This is a genomic window from Vibrio genomosp. F10 str. ZF-129 (assembly GCF_000287055.2).
GTDB lineage: Bacteria > Pseudomonadota > Gammaproteobacteria > Enterobacterales > Vibrionaceae > Vibrio.
Genome location: NZ_AJYQ02000027.1, coordinates 1 through 25717, shown reverse-complemented (window position 1 = coordinate 25717; position 25717 = coordinate 1). Strand labels below are relative to the sequence as shown.

18 protein-coding genes are annotated in these 25717 nt (G+C 43.9%); 10 read left to right on the top strand and 8 right to left on the bottom strand.

Annotation, left to right across the window (positions count from 1 at the left end; all coding sequences use genetic code 11):
* The first annotated feature begins 1 nt into the window (after nt 1).
* The 6 genes from A1QO_RS04255 to oppF all read left to right on the top strand — a co-directional run bounded on the left by A1QO_RS04255 (nt 2) and on the right by oppF (nt 7280).
* Nucleotides 2–1066 carry a hypothetical protein gene (locus A1QO_RS04255; RefSeq protein WP_017033874.1) on the top strand — a complete coding sequence of 355 codons (1065 nt, stop codon included), beginning with the start codon at nt 2–4 and terminating at the stop codon, nt 1064–1066.
* A 605-nt stretch (nt 1067–1671) separates the two neighbouring features.
* Nucleotides 1672–3333, top strand: a complete 1662-nt coding sequence (locus A1QO_RS04250; protein WP_017033873.1) for an ABC transporter substrate-binding protein — start codon at nt 1672–1674, stop codon at nt 3331–3333.
* A gap of 126 nt (nt 3334–3459) precedes the next feature.
* Nucleotides 3460–4380: an oligopeptide ABC transporter permease OppB gene (gene oppB, locus A1QO_RS04245; RefSeq protein WP_017033872.1), complete on the top strand. Its 921-nt coding sequence runs from the start codon at nt 3460–3462 to the stop codon at nt 4378–4380.
* A 14-nt stretch (nt 4381–4394) separates the two neighbouring features.
* A complete protein-coding gene (gene oppC, locus A1QO_RS04240; protein WP_017033871.1) occupies nt 4395–5297 on the top strand; it encodes an oligopeptide ABC transporter permease OppC in 903 nt (300 codons plus the stop codon).
* A gap of 22 nt (nt 5298–5319) precedes the next feature.
* Nucleotides 5320–6291 carry an ABC transporter ATP-binding protein gene (locus tag A1QO_RS04235; RefSeq protein WP_017033870.1) on the top strand — a complete coding sequence of 324 codons (972 nt, stop codon included), beginning with the start codon at nt 5320–5322 and terminating at the stop codon, nt 6289–6291.
* Complete coding sequence (gene oppF / locus A1QO_RS04230) at nt 6288–7280, top strand: murein tripeptide/oligopeptide ABC transporter ATP binding protein OppF (protein WP_017037855.1); 993 nt, start codon at nt 6288–6290, stop codon at nt 7278–7280. Before A1QO_RS04235 ends, oppF begins: the two co-directional genes overlap by 4 nt.
* Nucleotides 7281–7485: 205 nt before the next feature.
* On the opposite strand, the gene A1QO_RS04225 is transcribed toward oppF, so the two are convergent.
* The 3 genes from A1QO_RS04225 to A1QO_RS04215 form a co-directional block, all read right to left on the bottom strand.
* A complete protein-coding gene (locus A1QO_RS04225; RefSeq protein ID WP_241790393.1) occupies nt 7486–10266 on the bottom strand; it encodes a M16 family metallopeptidase in 2781 nt (926 codons plus the stop codon).
* Nucleotides 10267–10538: 272 nt separating this feature from the next.
* Nucleotides 10539–12677, bottom strand: a complete 2139-nt coding sequence (gene pta, locus A1QO_RS04220) for a phosphate acetyltransferase (protein WP_017033867.1) — start codon at nt 12675–12677, stop codon at nt 10539–10541.
* Between the two features lie 160 nt (nt 12678–12837).
* Nucleotides 12838–14034 carry an acetate kinase gene (locus A1QO_RS04215; protein WP_017033866.1) on the bottom strand — a complete coding sequence of 399 codons (1197 nt, stop codon included), beginning with the start codon at nt 14032–14034 and terminating at the stop codon, nt 12838–12840.
* 359 nt (nt 14035–14393) lie between these two features.
* On the opposite strand from A1QO_RS04215, the gene yfbV reads away from it, so the two are divergent.
* Entirely contained in the window at nt 14394–14846 is a 453-nt protein-coding gene (gene yfbV, locus A1QO_RS04210; RefSeq protein ID WP_017033865.1) for a terminus macrodomain insulation protein YfbV, read from the top strand.
* 287 nt (nt 14847–15133) lie between these two features.
* Here yfbV and ald read toward each other — a convergent pair whose 3' ends face one another.
* Nucleotides 15134–16258 carry an alanine dehydrogenase gene (ald, locus tag A1QO_RS04205; RefSeq protein ID WP_017033864.1) on the bottom strand — a complete coding sequence of 375 codons (1125 nt, stop codon included), beginning with the start codon at nt 16256–16258 and terminating at the stop codon, nt 15134–15136.
* A gap of 156 nt (nt 16259–16414) precedes the next feature.
* Between ald and lrp the strand changes: the two genes are divergently transcribed.
* Together lrp and A1QO_RS04195 are read left to right on the top strand one after the other, a co-directional pair.
* A complete protein-coding gene (gene lrp / locus A1QO_RS04200; RefSeq protein WP_017033863.1) occupies nt 16415–16909 on the top strand; it encodes a leucine-responsive transcriptional regulator Lrp in 495 nt (164 codons plus the stop codon).
* Between the two features lie 185 nt (nt 16910–17094).
* Nucleotides 17095–20022 carry a DNA translocase FtsK gene (locus tag A1QO_RS04195; protein WP_017039339.1) on the top strand — a complete coding sequence of 976 codons (2928 nt, stop codon included), beginning with the start codon at nt 17095–17097 and terminating at the stop codon, nt 20020–20022.
* A 131-nt stretch (nt 20023–20153) separates the two neighbouring features.
* Here A1QO_RS04195 and dsbB read toward each other — a convergent pair whose 3' ends face one another.
* Both dsbB and nhaB read right to left on the bottom strand, forming a co-directional pair.
* Nucleotides 20154–20675: a disulfide bond formation protein DsbB gene (dsbB, locus tag A1QO_RS04190; RefSeq protein ID WP_017033861.1), complete on the bottom strand. Its 522-nt coding sequence runs from the start codon at nt 20673–20675 to the stop codon at nt 20154–20156.
* 80 nt (nt 20676–20755) lie between these two features.
* The gene (nhaB, locus tag A1QO_RS04185; protein ID WP_017038859.1) at nt 20756–22348 is read right to left on the bottom strand and encodes a Na(+)/H(+) antiporter NhaB; all 1593 of its coding nucleotides are present in this window, start codon (nt 22346–22348) and stop codon (nt 20756–20758) included.
* A gap of 623 nt (nt 22349–22971) precedes the next feature.
* Here nhaB and fadR point away from each other — a divergent pair.
* Nucleotides 22972–23811, top strand: a complete 840-nt coding sequence (gene fadR / locus A1QO_RS04180; protein WP_017033859.1) for a fatty acid metabolism transcriptional regulator FadR — start codon at nt 22972–22974, stop codon at nt 23809–23811.
* Between the two features lie 147 nt (nt 23812–23958).
* On the opposite strand, the gene A1QO_RS04175 is transcribed toward fadR, so the two are convergent.
* A complete protein-coding gene (locus A1QO_RS04175) occupies nt 23959–25119 on the bottom strand; it encodes a DUF1887 family protein (protein WP_017033858.1) in 1161 nt (386 codons plus the stop codon).
* 161 nt (nt 25120–25280) lie between these two features.
* Nucleotides 25281–25717 (bottom strand): methyl-accepting chemotaxis protein (locus tag A1QO_RS04170; RefSeq protein ID WP_017041718.1); only part of this gene is annotated, 437 nt, incomplete at its 5' end.

The following is a 25717-nucleotide window of genomic DNA, read 5'->3' as shown; positions in this document are numbered from 1 at the left end:
CATGAAAACATCAATGATATTAGCCATGTCAATGCTGATGCTCAATACCGCCAATGCCAGTGGCCTAGAAACGAATAGCCTAAAAACGAACAGCGTAAATGGTCAGGGGGCTTTGTTAAGTCCTCAAACTGAGCCGATGCAAGCACAGCGAAGCCTACCGAATGATCCGATGTCTCAATGGTCTTATCAAGCGCAAGATATTACGGAAACAGAAGAGGTCAGGGTTTCGGCGCTGAGATCTCTTAGTGCATCGCCCAGTCAAAACGGATTGGTTGCGGTTTCCCGTGGATTAAAAGATGCCAGTTCTGCGATCCGGGAAGCTGCGATCGTCGGAGCGGAACCTTATCCTTTAGAATATCGTTGGCGTTTGGTGTCTCCACTTTTATCCGATGACAGTAAGCAAGTGCGTATGACTGCTGCAGCTAGCCTACTCAAAGACAGAGGGACTCTCGATGCGGCTAGTCAACAACAACTCACAGACCCGGCTACCGAATTAATCGGACACTTAAAAGAGCAGGCCGATGATGACTCTAGGTTACTGCTAGCGGATGTGTATCGCTGGACTGAGCAGTATGAATTGGCCGAAGCGCAGTATTTACAATCGAAACAAGCCGTATCGAATAACCCACAAGTGTGGTTAAGCCTTGCGGATAACTACCGTGCACAGGGGATGGATGAAAAAGCGATTGATACGCTTAACCAAGCGATAGAAGCACTGCCAAGTAATGCCCATTTTCACTTTGCCAAGTCACTCACTTTGGTTCGCTTAGAGGATAAAGCGGAAGCGGCAAAAGAGAGTGAAATTGCAGCAACGTTGGCAAAGACTAATAGTTACTACTGGTATGTACACGGTGTGTTACAAGAAGCGTTTAATATCGATGAAGCGACAACGGCGTTTGAAACGGCTTACTTGATTTCAGGAGGGCCAGAACATCTTTATGCAGTGTGTGATATCTACGTGCGCAATGGCAATGAAAAGACGGATGAGTGCATGGTTGAACTTGCAAAAATAGCGCCTTCAGAGGTCATTGACCAGCTAAATAACAAAAAAGCGCAATCGCTATAAAATCTTCCAATACGGTTAAGCTCTAAATGATTTAAAAATCCCAAATAGTGACTAATTTGGGATTTTTTTTGTTTTTTACAACAGAGAAAAGCAATGTATGAACATATCAATTCGTTTCCTTTGCATCACTATGCAATTTTGTGCAAAGCTTGATTTATCTAGTAGAAATCAAGTGTGGCAAGTTAGGGTGATAGTCTTCACAAATTGACACGGGGTATTGGTGAATTGTCACTTAGTGTTAGATCAAGCCACAACCAAATGTTAAATTATTTCAAGATTTCTAGCATAAGATGCTGTCAAAATGTATCAGCTTGGAATTTTCGGTACCATAGTCTATCAGCTAAGGCGTTTCTATATAAAATCACTGTCACCCTCTAAAATGATAGTTTTTTTAACTGCCATCTATCGCCAATAGAAGAATTATACGTTTTTCTGATGTCAATTAATGGTAAATCGCTTCGATGATTGTTACTGTGTGCCACAATCTTTGTAAGGTTTTAGATTTTTATGCTCATTTTTTGTGCAAAATAAATCTAAATCACTACCTAAACAGGGGTTCTTACAAGGAAGTCATGGATGCAACATAAAAACTTGGAGTTTAATGCATGTACAAGAATAAAATCACTCGTGCGCTTTTCATTAGTGCGGGCCTTTCTCTAGCGCTTACTGGTTGTGGCGATAAGCCAGAAGAAAAACAAGCAGCTACACCAGCAACCCTTCCTGAAGTTACCGAATCAACACTTGCTGATGTGCAAGAGATCGTTCGTGGTAACGGTGCAGAAGTAGCGACAATTGACCCACACAAATCACAGGGTGTTTCTGAATCTCACGTTATTCGTGATCTTCTTGAAGGTCTGGTAAACCAAGATGCTGACGGTAATACCATTCCTGGCATTGCTGAAACTTGGGAAACCACAGACAACAAAACATTCACATTTAACCTACGTAAAGATGCCGTATGGTCAAATGGCGATCCGGTAACCGCTCAAGACTTCGTATACAGCTGGCAGCGTGCCGTTGATCCAAATACCGCTTCTCCATACGCTTGGTACATGGAATACACCAAGATGGCGAATGCGAAAGACATCGTTGCAGGTAAAAAAGACAAGAGCACATTAGGTGTTAAAGCTGTCGATGCACATACTTTAGTGGTTGAATTAGAGTCTGCTGTACCATACTTCGTGATGATGGTTGGTCACACAACGACTAAACCTGTACACCAAGCGACAGTAGAAAAGTTTGGTGACCAGTGGACCAAGCCTGAAAACTTTGTTGGTAACGGTGCTTACGTTGTTGATCAATGGGTAGTGAATGAGCGTTTAGTTCTAAAACGTAACGAAAAGTACTGGGATAACGAAAATACAACGTTAAACAAAGTCACTTTCCTACCGATTGAAAACCAAGTAGCAGAAATGAACCGCTTCTTAGCGGGTGAAGTTGACGTGACTTACGAGATTCCAAACGAGCACTTCCGTCGTCTGGAAAAAGAGCACGCAGAATCACTGTCTATTACTGGTAACCTGTGTACTTACTACTACATCTTCAACACGAAGAAAGCTCCGTTTGATGATGTTCGAGTTCGTAAAGCGATTTCATACGCTATCGACCGTAACATCGTAACCGATGCGATTCTTGGTCAAGGCCAAAAGCCTGCATACTTCCTGACGCCTGAAATCACAGCTGGATTTAACCCAGAAGTCCCTGCTTACGGTAAAATGACTCAACAAGAGCGTGATGCAGAAGCGGCTAAACTTCTTTCTGAAGCTGGTTTCGGTGCTGATAACCCACTGAAATTCTCACTTCTTTACAACACGTCTGAAAACCACAAGAAGATTGCTGTAGCATTGGGTTCTATGTGGAAGAAGACACTGGGTCTTGATGTTACGTTAGAAAACCAAGAGTGGAAAACGTACCTATCAACCAAAGACGCAGGTAACTTTGAAGTTGCACGTGCTGGCTGGTGTGGCGACTACAATGAAGCGTCTTCATTCCTAACTCTGATGAAGAGCACCAACACGACCGGTGGTATTCACTACGATAGTAAAGAATACGATGCGGTTATGGAAAAAGCACTGACGTCAACGTCTGAAGAAGAACGCACAGCACTGTACCTAGAAGCTGAGCAGTTACTGACTCGAGACATGCCAATCGCACCGATCTACCAGTACGTGAAAGCACGTTTACTGAATCCACAAATCGGTGGCTTCCCGGTGAATAACCCGGAAGAAAAAATCTACTCAAAAGATCTTTACATCAAAGCTAAGTAGTCAACAAAGCTGATATAAAAATAATAACGATCGACGCTACACGTACTCATTATTGTAATGAGTGCGTGTAGCGTATTGTCTACTTTTTACATTGAAATTTTTGTCACAGACTGAAAGAGTGAGCTTATGCTTAAATTCATCGCGAAAAGGATATTCGAAGCAATACCAACCATGTTGGTGTTAATTACAGTATCTTTCTTTCTTATGCGTTACGCACCGGGAAATCCATTTTCAAGTGAGCGTCCGCTTCCGCCAGAAGTTATGGCCAATATCGAAGCGAAATATGGCCTCGACAAACCTGTTTTTGAACAGTACACCACATATTTGACTAACGTCATTCAAGGTGATTTTGGGCCGTCATTCAAATATCTAGATTACTCAGTAAATGAACTTATCTCTGTTGCCTTACCCGTTTCGGCAAAAGTGGGATTCTTTGCATTTATTTTTACTCTCGTCATGGGAGTCACCGTTGGGACATTTGCAGCATTAAAACAAAATACCTGGGCTGACTATACGGTCATGTCTACCGCCATGTTAGGCGTGGTGTTGCCTTCCTTTGTTCTTGCACCCACATTGATTTATATCTTTTCCATCAACTTAGGTTGGTTCCCCGCTGGTGGTTGGTTAGACGGCTCGTTTAAATACATGGCATTGCCGGTTGTAGGCATGTCTTTACTGTATGTCGCGACGTTTGCTCGTATCACTCGTGGTTCGATGATCGAAACATTGAACAGTAACTTCATTCGTACCGCACGCGCGAAAGGTTTGAGTTACCCATACATCATCGTTAAACATGCACTTAAGCCTGCAATGTTGCCGGTTGTTTCGTACATGGGGCCAGCCTTTGTGGGCATTATTACGGGTTCCGTGGTTATCGAAACCATTTTCGGGCTGCCTGGCATCGGTAAATTGTTCGTTAACGCCGCGTTTAACCGTGATTATTCGCTAGTAATGGGAGTCACAATTCTCATTGGTTTCCTATTCATCTTATTCAATGCCATTGTTGATATTTTATTAGCAATGATTGATCCGAAGATTCGCTACTAGCAGGAAGGTTGGTTATGTTAACAAAGAAAAAGAACCTGGAAGCGATCGAGAAGTTCTCGGAAAACCTTGAGATTGAAGGTCGCAGTTTATGGCAAGACGCCCGTATCCGTTTTATGCGCAATAAAGCGGCCATGGTGAGCTTGTTTGTTTTGATGCTCATGACGCTGGCTGTTATTGTTTTGCCGATGATCGCTCAGTATGCGTATGACGACACGGACTGGTATGCCATGCACGCCGCTCCAAGTGCCTCTCACTGGTTTGGTACGGATAGTTTAGGGCGAGACCTGTACGTTCGCACTCTGATTGGTGGACGAATCTCCTTAATGGTCGGTGTATTAGGTGCGTTTGTCGCGGTGCTCATTGGAACACTTTACGGTGCCACATCTGGCTTCATCGGTGGTCGTACAGACCGAATTATGATGCGTATCTTAGAAATTCTTTACGCTGTTCCGTTTATGTTCCTTGTGATTGTTCTAGTGACCTTTTTTGGTCGTAATATCGTGCTGATATTTGTCGCCATTGGTGCAATTGCTTGGCTCGATATGGCACGTATTGTCCGAGGCCAAACACTGAGCCTTCGTAGCAAAGAGTTCATTGAAGCGGCACATGTCTGCGGCGTAAGTAACTGGAAGATCATTACTCGTCATATCGTTCCAAACGTATTGGGTATTGTTGCGGTTTACTCAACGCTGCTAATCCCAAGCATGATTTTGACGGAATCATTCCTTTCATTTCTTGGTCTTGGTGTTCAAGAACCAATGACAAGTTGGGGTGCTTTACTTCAAGAAGGTTCGCAGACAATGGAAGTGGCGATTTGGCAACTGATATTCCCTGCGGTATTCATGGTAGTGACGCTGTTCTGCTTCAACTACGTTGGTGATGGTCTACGCGATGCGTTAGATCCAAAAGACAGATAACAATAAGATTAAGGAAGCAATGATGAGCTTATTAGATGTCAAAGATCTGCGCGTAGAATTCACTACCCAAGATGGTATTGTCACCGCAGTGAACGACTTGAATTTTTCACTAGAACAAGGCGAAACCCTCGGTATTGTAGGGGAGTCTGGTTCAGGTAAATCTCAAACTGTATTCGCAATTATGGGCCTACTGGCCAAGAACGGCATTATCTCTGGTAGTGCGAAGTTCGAAGGCAATGAAATTCTTAATCTGCCTGAAAAAGCATTGAACAAAGTTCGTGCAGAGCAGATTGCGATGATATTCCAAGACCCGATGACGTCGCTTAACCCTTACATGAAAGTCAGTGATCAGCTGATGGAAGTGCTCATGCTTCACAAAGGCATGGGAAAAGCAGAGGCGTTTGAAGAGTCTGTACGCATGCTTGAGGCAGTAAAAATCCCTGAAGCGCGCAAACGTATTACTATGTACCCTCACGAGTTCTCTGGCGGCATGCGTCAGCGTGTGATGATCGCAATGGCGCTGTTGTGCCGTCCGAAACTACTGATCGCTGATGAGCCAACCACGGCCCTTGATGTGACTGTTCAAGCTCAAATTATGGATTTGTTGAATGAACTGAAAGATGAGTTTAATACTGCAATCATCATGATTACTCACGATTTGGGCGTTGTTGCTGGCTCTTGTGACAAAGTGCTGGTGATGTACGCAGGCCGTACCATGGAGTACGGTAGTGTTGATGAAATTTTCTATGAACCGAGCCACCCATACGCAGAGGGGCTGTTAAAAGCCATTCCTCGCCTCGATACCGAAGGTGAAATTCTACCAACGATTCCAGGTAATCCACCTAACTTACTTCGTCTGCCACCGGGCTGCCCTTATCAGGATCGTTGCCACCGTGTGATGGACAGATGTATGAGTGAAGCGCCGATCCTCCAACCATTTGGTGATGGACGACAGCGTGCGTGTTTTTCTGACTGGGAGACTTGGACAAAATGAGCGAACAAAAATCATTATTGCTAGATGTTAAAAACTTAAAAGTACATTTTAGCATTGCGTCTAAATCTGCTTGGCCATGGTCAAAGCCATCAAATCTTAAAGCGGTCGATGGCATTGACGCTCGTCTATACGAAGGAGAAACCCTAGGTGTAGTTGGTGAGTCTGGTTGCGGTAAGTCTACCTTTGCACGTGCGATTATCGGGCTCGTTGAAGCAACCGATGGTGAAGTGGTGTGGCTGGGTCAAGACCTAACTAAAATGCATTCTGTGCAGCGACGTGAAACTCGTAAAGATATTCAAATGATCTTCCAGGATCCGTTAGCTTCTCTGAACCCTCGAATGACGATTGGCGATATCATTGCCGAACCACTTGAAACTTTCTACCCTGAATTGAGTAAGGACGAAGTAAAATCAAGAGTTAAAGAGATGATGACGAAAGTCGGTCTATTACCTAATGTAATCAACCGTTATCCTCATGAGTTCTCGGGTGGCCAATGTCAGCGTATCGGTATTGCACGTGCACTTATCTTGAATCCAAAAATGATAATTTGTGATGAACCGGTATCAGCTCTTGATGTATCGATTCAAGCACAGGTCGTAAACCTTCTTAAAGAGCTACAAAAAGAGCTTGGTTTGAGCCTGGTGTTTATCGCCCATGATTTGTCTGTGATTAAGCACATCTCAGACAGAGTGTTAGTGATGTACTTGGGGAACGCCGTTGAGCTGGGTGAAGCGCATGCCGTGTTTGCCGAGCCAAAACATCCTTACACGAAAGCACTGATGTCAGCGGTACCGATTCCCGATCCTCGTCTTGAAAGAGCAAAGAAAATCGAGATGTTGGAAGGGGATTTACCGTCTCCAATTAATCCGCCATCGGGTTGTGTGTTCCGTACGCGTTGCCCGAAAGCAACACAGGAATGTGCAGAGACGAAACCTACGATCCAAGGTAATGATGTGCACGCTGTATCCTGTTTACACGTGAGCATCTAAACTTCGTTAGTTCAGCCTGTGACAGGCTTAAGCGCGATTTCTTAAATGAATCGCGCTTTTTTTGTTTTTGGGTGTTTCCAAATGATAGCACGTGTTAAAACGCTGCTAAAAAATCTTACAGTCAAAGACATCTATAGTGGAAAAGAACCTATAAATAAAAGCCCTATCGAGAGGATAAGGCTTTGGAGTGAAGTATGTATGAAGATTACGATTTTGGTCTAAGGATGCCTTTAACTACGATAGAGTCATCACCAAAGATAAGTGCAGCTCTTTGCTGAACATCGCTTAACGAGATCTTATCAACTTGTGCTTGCGGATCAAAAAGAGGGTCTAAACCATAGCCATGAATGAGATATCTGGCGTAAAACCAAGCTCTTTGCGGTGCATCGTTGTCAATTGGCACAAGATCATTGACTAACTGGCTTCCCACTGCGGCGAGTTCTCCCTCACTAATGCTGAGTAATAGATCTCGAACAACGTTATCAATGGCCAATTCTACTTTTTCTACATCTTTCGGATCCGTGTCAGCGGTTAACATCCAATCACTGGCTAATTCGCTGTCTTGAGTGACTGAAAATGCATACGGGGCGTAATCTAAACTTAACTCTTCTCGCACATGTGTCGTTAAGCGTTGGGTAAGCATGCGCTGAAGCATGTCATCAATGAATATCTCCTTTGCACCACGCTGTTCAGTCTTAGGGTTGGTCATTCGCAGCAGATAGTGGCTGGTGTTTTCGGTGTTTGTCGAAACATCGATGCGTTCGTTTTGGTAATCCCGATAAGCCACAGTGAAGGGTTCATCATTGGTGCGAGTCAGTGGAATTGATGCGATGTACTTTCTGAGCAGTGGTGTAAGCTCTGAAGCGTCGACATTGCCGATGATAACAAGCTTATAGTTTCTATTTCTGGTGAAAAGATCACGATGAACTTGCTCTATTTGCAGAGAGCTTACTGCATCAATATCAGAGAGCTCTTGAAAGAAGTGCGGGCTAGAGGAGAAATAGCTGATATGGTTGAGCTCTTTGGTGAAAGGTCCGATTGGTGATGACAGGAAAGAAGCGACCGATTGGTGATACTCTTGCTTAACTGCTTCAAGCTGAGCTTCATCGATATTGATATCGGTAAAGACGGTGTGCAGCGCCGCAAAACTATCAGTCAGATTCTTTTGGTTACTTTGAAGTTCAATGCCATGTTGAGTAAAGTGGATAAATGGAATGAGCGACAAGTCGTGGCGCCTAAGATGAGAATCCAACGATGAGCCATCAAAGTCACCAATACCACTTCGAGAAACCGTATTAATCGCGATATCGCTTGCCACAAATAGCGTCGGGTCTAATGCTGTTTTTCCGCCTCGACTAGCCAAAACCATATGTATTTTGTTTCCAACGCTTTGGTCTTTCTGGTACCAAACCTCTACACCATTGGAAAGTGACCAGGTGTGAATGTTATGCCTTGAATCTAATGCTTGCTGACTTACGATAGAACCTGACATTTTCGGTGCGTTAAATGCTGTATTGGCGGCGGCTAACATGAGTGGTTTTTTGGCACGAGCATCGGTATTTTCCCGCCATTTCGGTGCTAAAGCAGTGACCTGTGAAATGTCTTCCTGTGGGTCGACACCAATGACCAGTTGATAATCAGAAGAGAGTAAGGTACGTAAATGGCGATTAATACTGCTAACGCTTAGATTCTCAGTCAGTGCCATTAAGTTTTGCCTATGTTGCTCTCGGTCTTGTGCAGGTTGACCCAAAATGAGAGAGGTGACTTTACCATCAGCATGTGTCTCAGCGTTGGTATTGTTCCAATCCGTATCTAAGTTATTCAACCGTGTTTGCCATTCACTGTTTACGAGTTCGAGTTCTTCTTGGCTGATCCCGTAGTCACGTAGCTCAGCAATGGTGGTTTGAAATAGTGATTGGTTGGCCTCTCTTGTTTCTGGAGGAAAGGTAATTTCAGTTAAGAAAAGACGCTGGTAAGGGAGCAAGTAATCTATCGAATATAGCCCCACAACTGGCAGTGCGGCATCCATAAAGCGAGTTGATAATCGTTGCCTGATCACGGTATGAGCAATCTCATCAAGCCAAGCTTCTTGTTGCGCTCTAACTGTAGTGGTAGCGCGATCACCACGATCGAAAACCATGCCGTAACTTGGGGTTTCATATTCTTCAACCGTGCTGATTAGATCGGTGAAGTTGTATCTTTGGCCGGTTGTGTTAGGTTCAAATTGAGTCTCTGTGGATGTCTCTTCCCAGTTCTCAAATTGCTGTTTGATTAATGATGAAATGTTACTTTGGTTAAAGTTGCCATAAATAACGAGTTCAGTTCGAGAGGGTTGATACCACTGGTCATAATAGGCATTCAGCGCTGAGAGAGAAAGGTTATTGATACTTTCTTTGGTGCCGATCGGGTCACGAGTATAATACTGAGTGCTTTCAAGTAGATGATCATAATACTTGTATGCGAGCGGTTGGTTTTCTGGTCGACTACGACGAATTTCACCCAGTACAACCCCTTTTTCTTTCTCGACTTCATCGCCCTCTAATCGAATGTGTTGGCTAATGTCGCCAAACCAGAGCAGCCCTTTCTCAAGCGAGCTATCATCAGAAAGATCGAGCTTATAGATCGTCTCGTGGAAACTGGTGTAAGCATTCAGGTCGGCCCCAAAGCTCGCGCCTGCTTGTTCAAAAAGCGCCACTATGTCGTTGCCTTTAAAATGCTTGGTTCCGTTGAAAGCCATGTGTTCTAGGAAATGGGCATAACCGAGTTGCTGTTCTGTTTCTTGCAAAGAGCCTGAATGGACAATCAATCGCATTGATACGGGGGCTTTTTCTGAATGCCTTAAGTGGTAAGTAAAACCATTCTCAAGCGTATGGCTAGACCAGAGTGGATTACTTTTCAGTGCAACCGGAGGAGGGGAAGAAGCGCAGCCGAGTAGAATGTAGCTAAATAGAGAAATTACAACCAGACGTATACAACATTTCATCATAGAAACCTCAGTGAATTTTACTTAAATGGCACTATAAAATAAATAATTTCAGTGAGTTATGGATTTCATGGTAGTGCTTTATGGGTGCGAGTGACTGTTAAAAATACTGAAAGCGTGATGTTGATTTGACTTACAATTGCAACAAAATCGAAGAGGAAATGAAGGATAATAAAAACCCTCGACATCACCAGGAGTATCGAGGGTTTTGTTTATTTTCTGTCTGTAAACGTTCTACCGATAAAAGCAGCGCGTTAAACGACACTCGGGCTCTATTAACCTTGAGTCGCTTGAATAGCTGTTAGTGCAATTGTGTAAACAATATCGTCGACTAGCGCACCGCGAGACAAATCGTTTACTGGCTTGCGCATGCCTTGAAGCATCGGACCGATAGACACTAGGTCTGCTGAACGCTGTACAGCTTTGTACGTTGTGTTACCCGTGTTTAGGTCTGGGAATACAAATACCGTTGCTTTACCCGCTACAGGAGAGTTAGGTGCTTTAGAAGCCGCTACGTTCTCCATGATTGCTGCATCGTATTGTAGAGGACCATCAATGATAAGGTCAGGACGCTTCTGTTGAGCAATTTTCGTTGCTTCACGAACTTTATCGACGTCTGCGCCTTTACCTGATTCACCTGTTGAGTATGAGATCATAGCAACGCGCGGGTCGATACCGAACGCCGCTGCTGAATCAGCCGATTGAATCGCGATTTCAGCCAATTGCTCAGCGTTTGGATCTGGGTTGATAGCACAGTCACCGTATACCAATACTTGATCAGGCAGAAGCATGAAGAAGATTGAAGATACAATAGAGGCATCAGGGGCTGTTTTGATGATTTGGAACGGCGGAACGATCGTGTTTGCTGTTGTATGAACCGCACCCGATACAAGACCATCAACTTCGTTATTCTCAAGCATCATAGTGCCTAGGAATACAGAGTCTTCCAGTTTTTCGCGAGCAACGACTTCAGTCATGCCTTTTTTGCCACGTAGCTCTACAAGACGAGCGACGTAGTTTTCACGAACAGCTTCTGGGTCGATGATTTCAACACCAGCGCCTAGCTCTACACCTTGTGCTGCTGCAACACGGCGAATTTCGTCAGGGTTACCAATCAGCACACAGCTTGCGATTCCGCGCTCAGCACAGATAGACGCCGCTTTAACAGTACGCGGCTCATCACCTTCAGGAAGAACAATGCGTTTGCCTGCTTTACGAGCGAATTCTGTTAGCTGGTAACGGAATGCTGGAGGGCTTAGGCGGCGAATACCTTGAACACCTTCAGATAGAGAATCAATCCAAGGACCATCAATGTGGCTAGCAACGTGATCGTTAACGAATTCGATACGCTCTTTATCATCTGCAGGAACTTCTAGGTTGAAACTCTGTAGGTTCAGCGATGTCTGCCAAGTGTTGCCTTGTGCTTTGAAGATAGGAAGACCCGTTTCAAATGCAGGCTTACAAAGCTCGATGATCTGCTCTGGCATGTCATAACCGCCAGTGAGTAAGATAGCACCGATTTCAACGCCATTTTTCGCTGCTAGAGCCGCTGCAACGATTACGTCTGGACGGTCAGCTGAAGTCACCAGTAAAGAACCAGGCTTAAAGTGCTCAACCATGTGAGGAAGAGAACGTGCACAGAAAGTGATGCTCTTAATACGACGCTTTTCAATTTCACCGGCATTGATGATTTCGGCGTTTAAGTGCTTCGCCATATCAATAGCACGAGTTGCGATTAGGTCAATGCTCCAAGGCACACAACCGAGAACGCGAATTGGGCTCGTGTTGAAGATTTGCATGACTTCAAGGTTCGCTTGTTGCGCACTGTCTGCATCGTCGAAGATTTCAGATAGGTCAGGGCGCGTGCGACCCGCTTCATCAACAGGCGCGTTGAATTTGTTGATGATAACGCCCTTGATGCTTTTGTTCTTAGTGCCGCCAAAGTTAGAACATGCGACTTCAATGCGCTCTTTAAGCTGAACAGGGTTGTCTGTGCCTGGTGTCGCCACTAAGACAATTTCAGCGCCTAATGTCTTCGCTATCTCCGCATTGACTTGGTTAGCAAATGGGTGCTTACGAGTAGGCACTAAGCCTTCAATTAACGTCACTTCTGAATCGTTGCTGACTTTGTTGTATTGTTCTACAACAGATTCTAGCAGCACGTCCATTTTCTCGTTACCGATCAAGTTTTCAGCAACAGAAATAGGCGTTGGCTGGCCAACCAGAATTGAGCTGTTCGCCGCAATAATCGTTGAGGTTAAATCTGGCTGATCTTTACCTGAACGTGGCTGTGCGATTGGCTTATAGAAAGAAACATTAACGCCCTTGCGCTCCATGGCGCGAAGAACACCCATGCTAACACTAGTCAGACCAACACCAGCACTAGTTGGGATAAGCATAATAGTACGAGACATATGCAAAACACCTTTATTTGAAAAAAAAGCCCAACGACTGATCCCTTAGTTCTCGATTAATCGAGCAATACGATCAATACCAAAGTCCCTTTGGAATAGCGGTTGAGCCCTTATGTATGTACAGAAAATAAGGCCAGTGGCATTCACTGGCCAAAAATAATTATAGTGCGGCTAGACGAGCGGTATCTTCAGCGATTACTAGCTCTTCATTCGTAGAGATAACCATTGCTGGGATACGGCTGTTCGCTGTAGTAATCGTTCCTTCGCTGCCGAAGCGAGCTTTTAGGTTAGCTTCGCCATCGACTTCAATACCGAAGATGCCTAGGCGGTTTAGAACCATTTCACGGATAGGACCCGAGTTCTCGCCGATACCACCAGTGAAAGTGATTGCATCAACACGGCCATCGAGTGTCGCTGTGTAACCTGCAACATACTTAGCCAAGCGGTGACAGAAAACATCCATTGCACGAGTCGCTTCTTCTTTTTCGCCGTAGTTGTCTTCAACGAAACGACAGTCAGAAGTCACTTCAGTTAGACCAGCAAGGCCAGACTCTTTCGTTAGCATCGTGTTGATTTCTTCAACAGAGTAGCCTAGAGCGTCATGCAGGTGGAAGATGATTGCAGGGTCTAGATCGCCTGAGCGAGTACCCATCACAAGACCCTCAAGAGGAGTCAGGCCCATTGAAGTATCAACGGATTGACCGTTCTTGATTGCACATACCGATGCACCGTTACCTAGGTGACAGTTGATGATGTTAACTTCTTCAACCGGTTTATCTAGAAGAGTCGCCACTTCACGAGTGATGAATAGGTGAGAAGTACCGTGCATGCCGTAACGACGAATGCCGTGCTCTTTGTACAGCTTGTATGGTAGAGCGTATAGGAAAGACTCTTCAGGCATGGTTTGGTGGAAAGCTGTGTCAAACACCGCAACGTTCTTAAGTTCAGGGAAGTTGTGCTTAGCAGCTTCGATACCGATAAGATGCGCAGGGTTGTGAAGAGGTGCGAAAGTCGCCGCGTCTTGAATCCCTTTTAGCACTTCGTCAGTAATCAGAGCAGATTGTGTGAACTGCTCGCCACCGTGTACGATACGGTGACCGATAGCGCCTAGATTAGCTTTAAGCTCTGGCTTAGAAGCAAGAATAGTTTCTACCATGAACGCTAGCGCTTCTTCGTGAGCTGCGCCGTTACCTAGTTGAGCTTCGTGCTTACCATCAAGTTTCCACTTGATGCGGGCTTCAGGAAGGTGCAGACATTCTGCAAGACCAGTAAGGTGCTCGTCGCCAGATACTGCATCGACAACCGCAAATTTAAGAGAAGAACTACCGCAGTTTAAAACTAAAACCAGCTTAGACATGAGTGTGACTACCTGTTATTCGTCTGAAAAAATCAGAAAAGATGAAAATCAATCTCAAGAATAGCTGACCGCGTATGGGTTACACACTATTCTTGGTAAAAAGTTCGCTTAATTTCCTTTTAATAAGACACCACTTTACTCTGAAAGTCGTGCTCGCAATCCTTGCTGATATCATTGTCATGGTTGCCTAAATGGAAAATAACAGCAACAATGAGTAATAGAGGGTGCAAAGAATAGCGATATTCGACAAATATAACAAAAAAAATTGAAAGAATATTATTTTGAGTCAATTTTTTACTGTAAAAATTGAAACTTTAAAATAATTTAGCAATGGGTCGATTCAATAGTGAGAGATTTCTATGAATGATAAAGTCGGGTTGGTTCACAGCCTAAGAGACGGTCAGAAGTACATGGATACGTGGCCTATGCGTAAAGAGCTTGCTATTTTATTTCCTGAGCAGCGAGTCATCAAAGCAACGCGATTTGCAATTCGTGTTATGCCTGCTATCGCTGCGATCAGTGTCATCACTCAGGTAGCATTTCAAAATCAACAAGCGCTACCACAAGCCGTTGTTGTTGCATTATTTGCGATTAGCTTGCCATTGCAAGGGATGTGGTGGTTAGGAAACCGAGCCAACAAGCAGTTACCCCCTTCGCTAGCTAGCTGGTATCGAGAAATGCATCAGAAAATCGTGGAAACGGGAATGGCACTTGAGCCGATGAAATCCAAACCGCGTTATAAAGAGTTAGCTCAAATTCTTAACCGAGCATTTAGGCAGTTAGATAAGAGTGCACTGGAGCGCTGGTTTTAAGGTAAACACAGGTTGTTAAGATAAACACTCGTTTAAATTAAACGTAGATTCTAACGCTCAGGTTTTTAACGAAAAACCTCATTCCGAGTAGTGGTTAGATAAGTCGCTCAATAAATGTTTAGACAAGCAGGAAGAAGAAACAAAAAAGCTCTCATAAAATGAGGGCTTTTTTGTTTCTAAAGGTCGATACGTAATAAAAAATCAGGTGGGATGGTCTTGAAAAGCTTAGAATTTTTAGACAAAAAAGGTCTAGTTTATAACTAGACCTTTTATTAGTAAGCGTATGTTTAGCTAAACATTTCGATCGCTTTTTCTGGCGCTACGTATTCCAGGTTAAAGCTCTCTGCTACTTCTTTACACGTCACTTTACCGTGAATAACGTTCAGACCTTCTAAGAAACCTTTATCTTCAAGCAAAGCTTCGCGGTAACCTTTATTCGCTAATTTAACGATGTATGGCAGCGTGGCATTGTTTAACGCAAACGTTGAAGTTCGAGCGACAGCCCCTGGCATGTTGGCAACACAATAGTGAACAACGTCGTCTACGATGTAGGTTGGATCAGCGTGAGTTGTTGCATGGGATGTCTCAAAACAACCACCCTGATCGATAGCAACATCAACAACGGCGGCACCTGGTTTCATTTTAGCGATATGCTCTTTTGTGACCAGTTTTGGAGCCGCAGCACCCGGAATTAATACCGCGCCTATAACTAGATCAGCTTCTAGGACATGCTTCTCGATAGCGTCTTCTGTAGAATAAACGACTTTCGCGCGCCCTTGGAATTCTTCATCAAGACGACGAAGTGTATCTAGGTTTCTATCTAAAATCGTTACGTCGGCACGTAGACCGACGGCCATTCTTGCTGCGTTAGCACCAACAACGCCACCACCAACGACAACGACTTTCGCAGGCTCAACACCTGGTACGCCACCAATAAGAAGACCACGTCCACCGTGAGATTTCTCCAAAGTTTGGGCGCCAGCTTGAATAGACATGCGACCTGCGACCTCAGACATAGGTGCAAGTAGTGGCAAGCGACCCATATAATCTGTTACAGTCTCATAGGCTATGCAGACAGCTTTGCTCTTTATTAGCTCATCAGTTTGTGGAAAATCTGGTGCGAGGTGCAAATAGGTAAATAATATTTGTCCCTCTTTGAGCATGGCTCTCTCGACAGTTTGAGGTTCTTTGACCTTTACAATCATCTCTGCTTTCGCGAATACGTCAGCAGCAGTAGGAAGAATGGATGCGCCTACAGCGATGTAATCATCGTCTGAAAAACCGATGCCTGAACCGGCATTAGTTTCTACAAAAACTTGGTGACCGTGAGAGATTAGTTCTCTTACACTTGCTGGTATCATGCCCACTCGGTATTCGTGGTTCTTGATTTCCTTTGGTACGCCAATGATCATCCTGGCTCCTTTTGTTATTATGGTTGTATTATCTATGTGTAGGGTAATTCTGTCGAATTAATATCTAGTATAGAAACTAATTTACAAAATTTGATACTGAATATTAAGAAGTTGTAGTATATTTTTTTGCAAGGAAGTAATAAGGTGGAATAAAAAATGGCAGACAATTACAAAAAGCCGTCTAAGGATCTAGACCGTATCGATCGCAATATTCTTAATGAGTTGCAAAAAGATGGTCGTATTTCTAATGTTGAACTCTCAAAACGTGTTGGGCTTTCTCCGACACCGTGTTTAGAGCGTGTTCGTCGATTAGAACGTCAAGGGTATATTACTGGGTATACAGCGTTGCTGAATCCTCAGTATCTTGATGCATCACTGCTTGTCTTTGTTGAAATTACGTTGAACCGCGGAGCGCCAGACGTGTTTGAACAATTCAATACAGCAGTACAAAAACTCGATGATATCCAAGAATGTCATCTGGTTTCTGGGGATTTTGACTATTTATTAAAAACTCGCGTATCGGATATGAGTGCTTACCGAAAGCTGCTTGGTGATACCTTGCTGCGTTTGCCGGGTGTTAATGACACTCGCACCTACGTTGTCATGGAAGAAGTTAAACAGACGAATCAGTTGGTGATCAAAACTCGCTAGGTTGTTTGGGTCAGATTTGTTGGAACTCTTTTCCATATTCTGACGTTAGGCAATTGGGTTTTTTTCATCATTATGGTTAAATCAATATGAGCGGCATTGCGCCGCTCATATTGTTTTAATTTCACTAACTATTATTTTAGTAACCTCAAGTTCTGGTTAGTCATCATCAAGATTAAAGTAGGTCTATGTTCAACGAGAACAATAAGAAAGTCGCGACAATTATTAAGACGGGCGATGCGTCGAGCTCCTCTCGTTTAAACGGCACGCAGCGGTTAAAAGAATGTGTGCTTATTATCGCTGTACTGGTTTCAATTTTCTTCATGGTGTCACTCTTCACCTTTAATCCTGCTGATCCATCCTGGTCACAAACCGCTTGGGGTATGGATATTCAAAATTCAGGTGGCATTGTTGGCGCATGGATAGCCGATACACTTTTTTTTATCTTTGGTTCTCTCGCTTATCCTATTCCATTCATTGTTACTGCACTCGCTTGGGTTTTCCTGCGTAATCGCGATCAAGACGATCCCATAGATTTTATGATTTGGGGAACCCGACTTCTAGGTTTGACGGTGCTTATCCTCACAAGCTGCGGGCTGGCGGATATTAACTTTGATGATATTTGGTATTTTTCATCGGGTGGAGTCATTGGTGATGTATTAACGAGTTTAGCGTTACCAACGTTGAACGTGCTTGGCACCACACTGGTATTACTATTTTTATGGGGAGCCGGCTTCACTTTGCTCACGGGTATCTCTTGGCTTTCTATGGTCGAGTGGATAGGAGACCTCTTTATTGGTTTGATTACGTATTTGGTTAACCGAATTCGCGGTGATCATGAACAGACTATTTCAGCTATCGTTGCTCAACCAGATACAACGGATGTTCATCCTGAAGAGCATAGAGATGATCAAGTTGAATCTGTGGTTGCTCCTAGAGAGGAAGAGGAACAACTGCATCACTTTAATATTCACATGCCAGAAGGGTCAATCCATTCTAACATAGCGCCTGAAAGTACTCTTGAAACCACGCTTTCTTCTCAACATGTTGGTAATGAGTCACCGAGTGACCGGACATTGCCGTTGAATGCAACGATTGAGCAATTAGAGCAAGCGGCTCTAGAAGATGGGGATTTACCTAATCAGGATTCACGCTCAATCGTTCAAGATGCGATGACAACCGAGTCGTCGGCTTCTGATGATTCGGTTGATCGCGCGAATGACATGCCTTGGATCTCCGAGCTGGCTTCAGAAGGAAGTGGCACAGAGGCGCAAATAGAGTATGGCAAGGCTATTGGCGATTTTGAATCTTCACAACAAGACTCTTCTGAGTTCACCACTGAACCAGTCTTATCAGCAAGCACGCTAGATCATATCATTGAAGACGTTGAACCGAATTTAGAACAAAAAGATCCGACAATTTCTAGCTTTGATGTGGCTGATGAAGTCGAGCCTCTCGAGGAAAAAGCGAACGATAACTTAGACACTAACAATGATTTAGAAACTAATGACGACGATGTTGACGCTTTCCAAAGCTTGGTCGCCGACGCACAAGCAAATGCAGCGGGCAAACAAAATCCGTTTCTTGTTCAGGCTGAGCCTAATTTGCCTCGACCTACCGAGCCAATGCCAACCTTAGAGTTGTTATATCACCCAGAAAAACGCGAAAACTTTATTGATAGAGATGCCCTAGAAAATATTGCGAGGCTTGTTGAAGCCAAACTCGCCGATTATAAAATCAAAGCGCGAGTGGTTGATATATTCCCTGGGCCTGTGATCACTCGATTTGAGTTGGATTTAGCTCCCGGTGTGAAAGTCAGCCGAATATCGAGCCTTTCTATGGATTTAGCGCGGTCACTATCGGCCATTGCAGTGCGTGTCGTTGAAGTGATACCAGGCAAGCCGTATGTAGGTTTAGAGCTTCCAAATGTCAGTCGTCAAACGGTGTTCTTTTCCGATGTGATTGGTAGCCCTACCTTTGCAGAGGCTAAGTCTCCAACCACTATCGTGCTAGGGCAAGATATCGCAGGGGACGCCGTGATAGCGGATCTCGCTAAGATGCCTCATGTCCTCGTTGCGGGTACGACAGGGTCAGGTAAGTCGGTTGGTGTCAACGTAATGATTCTGAGTATGCTCTATAAAGCGACACCGGAAGAAGTTCGTTTCATTATGATTGACCCTAAAATGCTAGAGCTGTCGATTTATGAAGGTATTCCTCATTTGTTGTCTGAGGTTGTGACAGACATGAAGGATGCTTCAAATGCTTTACGCTGGTGTGTGGGTGAAATGGAGCGCCGTTATAAATTGATGTCGGCACTCGGTGTACGTAACGTTAAAGGCTTCAACGAGAAGTTAGAAATGGCCGCTAAGGCCGGTCACCCGATTCATGACCCATTATGGCGTGATGGTGATAGTATGGACCCTGAGCCGCCTCTGCTCGAAAAGCTGCCATATATCGTGGTTGTTATTGATGAGTTTGCAGACTTGATGATGGTAGTGGGTAAGAAAGTTGAAGAACTGATTGCTCGACTTGCCCAAAAAGCCCGAGCGGCAGGAATTCACTTAATTCTCGCGACTCAACGTCCATCTGTTGATGTCATCACGGGTCTGATTAAAGCGAACATACCAACGCGTGTTGCATTCACCGTATCAACAAAAACAGACTCGAGAACGATACTGGATCAAGGCGGTGCTGAATCGTTGCTTGGTATGGGTGACATGCTTTATTTACCTTCAGGTTCGAGCCACACCATTCGAGTTCACGGCGCGTTTGCATCGGATGACGATGTGCATGCTGTGGTGAATAACTGGAAGGCCCGTGGTCGACCAAATTACATTGATGAAATCACCAATGGTGAGCAATCACCGGAAACATTATTACCGGGTGAAAAAATGGAAGGGGATGAAGATACAGACCCTCTCTTTGATCAAGTGGTTGAACACGTTGTGGAATCTCGCCGAGGATCTGTGTCAGGGGTTCAGCGTAAGTTTAAGATAGGTTATAACCGTGCTGCGCGTATTATTGAGCAGTTAGAAGCTCAAGGAATAGTGAGTGCACCGGGTCATAATGGTAACCGAGAAGTGTTAGCACCAGCTCCAACACGTGATATGAATTAGTTCTAACACATTCAACAATCCAACTGTCTAGAATTGAAAAGCCCTATTTACCTGAAGAGGAAATAGGGCTTTTTTGGGTTGTCTTTCTAGGCAGTCCAAGAGCTATGCTCTAACGGATAGCACCTGGGACACTAATCAACCTTTTTAGCAAACTGAGCAATAAAAATAACCGCAAGAGCGAACAAATTTCCTGCAAAAATAACGACTAACCATTGCGGCATAGAAAGCGTTAAAAACTGCCAAACAATTTTACTGCACTCACCGTATGCCTCAAACATCCACGGCGCCCATTGGTTTAATGGTGCCCAAGCTGGAAAAGTCACAAATAGATCACAAGTCGCGAATGGTGATGGATTAAATTGGTAATCGACATGCTGTAAGGACAGTGCGAGCCCTTTGTAGCTGCTTGCGCCCCATGCTGCCAAACCAAGCCAACGAACAATAGGGTGCTTTGGATTAATAAGGCCAATTAACGCGGCGGCTCCTACGCCAAGCATGGCAACACGTTCGTAGATACACATAACACAAGGTGACAGCATCATGACGTGTTGGAAGAAAAGTGCACATGCTTCAAAAAATATAACGAATATAAGCAATAGCAACCATGAGATACGATTCTGAGAAAAAGTTTTGATAATACTAAGAAGCTTCACAACAGGTTCCTTGTAGAAATAAAAAAGCTCTGATAGTCAGAGCTTTTTATCTTGGATTAGTTTCACAATCAACTGATTTTTTAATGTCCGTTTGATATTACCGCTTCGGCAGCGCCTGCCGCTTTGTGAGCGATCCAACCCATATCATAGAAATAGGCGGTCATTGGCTCAACAAAGAAGATTATGCCTAACAAGCCCACTACCGCTAAAACAATCGTATATGGCAGGGCCATGACAACCATCTGGCCGTAAGAGAGTCGAATCAGTGGTGCAAGTGCGGAAGTCAGCAAAAATAAGAAGGCTGCTTGTCCATTCGGTGTGGCTACTGATGGGAGGTTAGTTCCCGTATTGATCGCAACCGCGAGCAAATCGAATTGGTCACGAGTAATCAGGCCACTAAGCAGTGCATCTTTCACTTCGTTGATGTAAACGGTACCGACGAAGACGTTATCTGAAACCATCGATAACAAGCCATTGGCGACATAGAAAAGCGCCAATTGCGTGTTTTTGTCCTCGACATGCAGCACGGCATCGATGACAGGTTTAAACAGTTCTTGGTCAATGATGACGGCGACGATTGAGAAGAAAACGGTAAGCAGAGCAGTAAAGGGTAAGGCTTCTTCAAATGCTTTGCCTAAAGAATGCTCTTCGATTACACCCGTAAATGCTGTAGCAAGAATAATAACGGATAGACCAATGAGGCCGACAGCCGCAAGGTGGAGTGCCAGTCCAACGATTAACCAAACCGCGATAGCTGCTTGAATCCAGAGCTTGGCAACATCTTGTTGAGTACGATTCTTTCTTTCTGCGGTATCGAAGTCGACTAAGATTTGTCGAACATTGTCGGGAAGTTCAGCGCCATAACCGAACACTTTCAGTTTCTCTACTAACACACATGTCAATAGGCCACAAACAAAGACAGGGAAAGTAACCGGAGCCATACGAATAATAAACTCACCAAACAACCATCCGGCTTGGTCAGCTATAATCAGGTTTTGAGGCTCCCCAACCATGGTCATTACCCCACCAAGTGCGGTACCCACGCCTGAGTGCATAAGCAAAGAGCGTAAAAATGCGCGATAGTTTTCTAGATCGTCTCTTGTTAATTCTGAAAGCTGGTCATCTCGCGTGTGATCGTGTGAGTTGGTCGACCCTTGACCCGATGCCACTTTATGATAGATAGAGTAGAACCCGACAGCGACGCTAATAATGACCGCAATAACGGTGAGCGCGTCTAAAAATGCAGACAAGAAGGCGGCTGCAAAACAGAATGACACAGAGAGCATCGCTTTAGAGCGAATGCCTAAGAGTATTTTAGTAAACATGAAGAGAAGCAGATTCTTCATGAAATAGATACCCGCTACCATAAAGACCAACAGAAGGAGAACTTCTATGTTGGTCACCAATTCATGTTTTACTTGCTCAGCACTGGTCATTCCAATCGCAATCGCTTGAATAGCAAGCAAGCCACCGGGTTGTAGTGGGTAACACTTAAGCGCCATAGCGAGTGTAAATATGAATTCGACGACTAAAAGCCAGCCTGCAACGAATGGATTAACAAAGAAAAAAACAATTGGGTTTATGATTAGAAATGAAATGATGGCAACTTTGTACCAATCTGGCGCTTTACCAAGAAAGTTCTTGATGAACGCATTTCCGAGTGACATCGGCATGGAGAATACTCTTTAATGTTGTTTAGGAATAGATGCGGTAGTCCGCTCGAATTCACATTAACCAAAATAATTGAAAATTATTTGATCCAACAGTGACTTAGTAAAACAACAATATCGTAACAAATTTGTGGCCTTGCCAAGTCACTCCCTGAGAATAACAAGCACTATTAACTACGAGCGCAACTCTACCCTTAGGATATTTTTAGTCAATAAAAAACACCTTTTCTGTGTAACATTTAGATACATTTCGAGTAAAAACGCGATCTAAGTTGGGTGTTTATGGTTTAGTTGTTATCATTATGTTAACCGTGAGGTGTCATTGTTTTCTAGGCGGTTAAATTAGCACTTATGGTCATTGATATTGGGTATTGGAACGATCTATTCATAGCGTTTATTTATGTTGATAAGTATGGCCACCATGAGTTACCACTAGCAAACGTAATAAAATAGCGCTCTATTGGAGAATTTTTAGCATAAGCGGTAAAGATGCATGGGCTAATTTTAGACTAAAAACTCTATTGTTTAGTGTGTATCAGTTTTGTATCTCTTTGTTTCCGAACACCTTCAACTAGTGGTATGATGAGTAATATTAGACACAATAAAATTATACGAGAAAGTACTTAATGGTCATTAAGGCGAAGAGCCCAGCAGGGTTTGCAGAAAAATACATTATTGAAAGTATATGGAATGGTCGTTTCCCTCCCGGTTCCATTTTGCCCGCTGAACGTGAACTTTCAGAGCTTATTGGTGTTACTCGTACGACACTGCGAGAAGTATTACAAAGATTGGCTCGAGATGGTTGGTTGACCATCCAACATGGTAAACCGACTAAAGTTAACCAGTTTATGGAAACGTCAGGGTTACACATTCTCGACACGTTAATGACGTTAGACGCTGACAATGCCACATCGATCGTTGAAGATTTACTGGCGGCTCGCACCAATATTAGCCCTATTTTTATGCGCTATGCGTTTAAGGCAAATAAAGAGAGTTCAGAAAAAACCATCTCGTCTGTCATCGAATCTTGCGAAGCTCTGATTAACGCCAGTGACTGGGATGAATTTATGTCTTCCTCACCTTATGCGGATAAAATTCGTCAGCACGTAAAAGACGACGGTGAAAAAGACGAAGAAAGACGACAAGAGATTTTGCTTGCTCGTACGTTTAATTTTTACGATTACATGTTGTTCCAAAGGTTGGCGTTTCATTCCGGAAACAAAATTTATGGACTCATCTTTAATGGTGTAAAAAAGCTGTATGACCGCGTCGGAAGTTACTATTTCTCTAATCCAGAATCACGCGTTTTGGCCATGGAGTTCTATGTCCAGCTGCTTAAAGTTTGCCAAGAAGGGGATCGCGAGAAGTTGCCGTTAATTATTCGTAATTACGGTATGGAAAGTGCGCAAATTTGGAATCAAATGAAGATGACGCTGCCAACAAACTTCACCGAAGATGACAGCTAAGCATCGTTTTAACAGCTAGTATTGGCTTAATTTAATGGCCAATAAAATCAATGTCTTGCATTGTTTAATAGCCCTATGTTCGTATAGGGCTATTTTTGTATGGCGCTGTTAATGTATATGGAATGGCTACAACCTGGTACAAGTCGGCTACAGTTCTTCGCTACCACCCGCATCTTGAAACCATTCGCGTAGGTGATGTTTTAGATTCTTTAGCTCTTCTGGCCCAATCAGAGCGAGGCCGAGATCTTCGGCGCGAGTAATGTCATTATGTCTTAAAGGGCGAAAACTCACGAGCATAGCTCGAGCCTGTAAGCCCCCGAGTAAGTCTCTGAGGGATTCGAGTTTATACAGGGTGTCATCCCCATCATCACGCATGCCCTTGGTCTTACACTCTATAATATGCAGTTTATTATTCACAACCGAGGCGACATCAAGCTCATTTCGGACTTCTCGCTCACCCAGTTTACGATAGACTTGAACATTGAGCGATCTGTCTTGAATGGTCGGTAAATCATCTTGAAGTTGCTTAACGGTACTATGCACAAGAGTTTCTAACCATTCACCATTTGAAAACCTTCTCGCATCTTCATTAATAAAGGTGAGTTTGCCATTATCATAACTCGCGATTTGCGCGTCGACTAAATCGGTGAGAAGCATATTTAATTCTCTATAGCCTTGTTGCTTTTCTGAAAGTTCAACATCCAGTCGCTGCTCTTTTCGGCAGGTGGTGGCTAAATAATTCAGCGTCGCTAAACCAGGCCCTAACTCTAATGCATTACTTGCCCATCGCTCACCTAATTGGTACAAGGTTTTGTCGAGAGTCGGTGTGATTTCCAGTTCACTGAATTCACCGCGAGCACCAAAGATAGTTAAATAGTCTTCAATGGTGATATGATCTTGAACTTGTGTATCTTCTTTTGTTTCTGGGTATAGCCAGCACAATTTATCGCTATTTGGTTCGACCACAAAGATAGGCCATTGATAGCTTCGAAAGACTTCATAAACAGAAAGGAGTCGGTGTCTTAATCCACAGCTGGCATTCAGTTTAATTTCTTCTCCACGTTTTTTGAGATCGTCAGCAAGTACTTTTATTGATTGCTTGATTAAAGCGGTATTAGTGACTGATGGAATGATGAATAACTCTGAAGTAATAGCGCGTTTTTCGAGCACTTTAGATAAGCGGAGGTACGCGGCCTCTTGAGTTGTATCACCAATAAATACGATGTGCGAGCTAATGGTACGATGATCCAGCAGTGGGGTAACAAGGCGGATAGGATCTTGATCAATAATCCCAACATGAACTGCCATAACTTTTCCTCAAGTTCAGCTTGCAACAAAGAGTGAGTAAGGAGAGCACTGCAAGCGGTGTAAGTTAGATATGATGATGATCCCATAGAAAAACAAGGGCGACTTTAAATTAAAGTCGCCCAACGGATAAATCGAAGCTTTGGTTTTGTATTTTCTAACGATTACAATTTAAAGCGATGCACCAACTCTCCTTGCTGACTAGCTAAGCGAGTGAGGTTTGCACTGGTGTCTGCAATTTCAGACATCGCCTGATAGCTTGAATCAGCAATTAGGTTTATCTCTTCAATGTTTTTGGCAATCTCAGAGGTGGTTTCATTTTGCTCACTCGCTGCTTGAGAAATATGCGAACTCATGTGGCTTATTTCTAAGATGAGCGCTTGAATTTCTTCCATTGCACTGTTGGCACTGGAAGCCTGTTCAACCGAGAGTTCCATATCATTCTTACAGCTTTCGATCACTTTACTGGCCGATGATGAACTGCTTTGTAAATTGGCGATCATGCTTTCGATTTCGCTGGTTGATTCTGTGGTGCGCTGTGCAAGGACACGGACTTCATCAGCAACCACCGCAAATCCCCGGCCTTGCTCCCCGGCTCGAG

Coding starts and splice junctions, on each gene's coding strand:
- pta (WP_017033867.1), bottom strand. CDS start 12,677: ATGTCTCGTACTATTATGCTTATCCCAACTAGTGCTGGTGTTGGTCTG.
- A1QO_RS04215 (WP_017033866.1), bottom strand. CDS start 14,034: ATGTCTAAGCTGGTTTTAGTTTTAAACTGCGGTAGTTCTTCTCTTAAA.
- A1QO_RS04250 (WP_017033873.1), top strand. CDS start 1,672: ATGTACAAGAATAAAATCACTCGTGCGCTTTTCATTAGTGCGGGCCTT.
- ald (WP_017033864.1), bottom strand. CDS start 16,258: ATGATCATTGGCGTACCAAAGGAAATCAAGAACCACGAATACCGAGTG.
- A1QO_RS04195 (WP_017039339.1), top strand. CDS start 17,095: ATGTTCAACGAGAACAATAAGAAAGTCGCGACAATTATTAAGACGGGC.
- oppC (WP_017033871.1), top strand. CDS start 4,395: ATGTTAACAAAGAAAAAGAACCTGGAAGCGATCGAGAAGTTCTCGGAA.
- yfbV (WP_017033865.1), top strand. CDS start 14,394: ATGAATGATAAAGTCGGGTTGGTTCACAGCCTAAGAGACGGTCAGAAG.
- A1QO_RS04235 (WP_017033870.1), top strand. CDS start 5,320: ATGAGCTTATTAGATGTCAAAGATCTGCGCGTAGAATTCACTACCCAA.
- A1QO_RS04225 (WP_241790393.1), bottom strand. CDS start 10,266: ATGATGAAATGTTGTATACGTCTGGTTGTAATTTCTCTATTTAGCTAC.
- oppB (WP_017033872.1), top strand. CDS start 3,460: ATGCTTAAATTCATCGCGAAAAGGATATTCGAAGCAATACCAACCATG.
- lrp (WP_017033863.1), top strand. CDS start 16,415: ATGGCAGACAATTACAAAAAGCCGTCTAAGGATCTAGACCGTATCGAT.
- fadR (WP_017033859.1), top strand. CDS start 22,972: ATGGTCATTAAGGCGAAGAGCCCAGCAGGGTTTGCAGAAAAATACATT.
- A1QO_RS04255 (WP_017033874.1), top strand. CDS start 2: ATGAAAACATCAATGATATTAGCCATGTCAATGCTGATGCTCAATACC.
- A1QO_RS04175 (WP_017033858.1), bottom strand. CDS start 25,119: ATGGCAGTTCATGTTGGGATTATTGATCAAGATCCTATCCGCCTTGTT.
- oppF (WP_017037855.1), top strand. CDS start 6,288: ATGAGCGAACAAAAATCATTATTGCTAGATGTTAAAAACTTAAAAGTA.
- nhaB (WP_017038859.1), bottom strand. CDS start 22,348: ATGCCGATGTCACTCGGAAATGCGTTCATCAAGAACTTTCTTGGTAAA.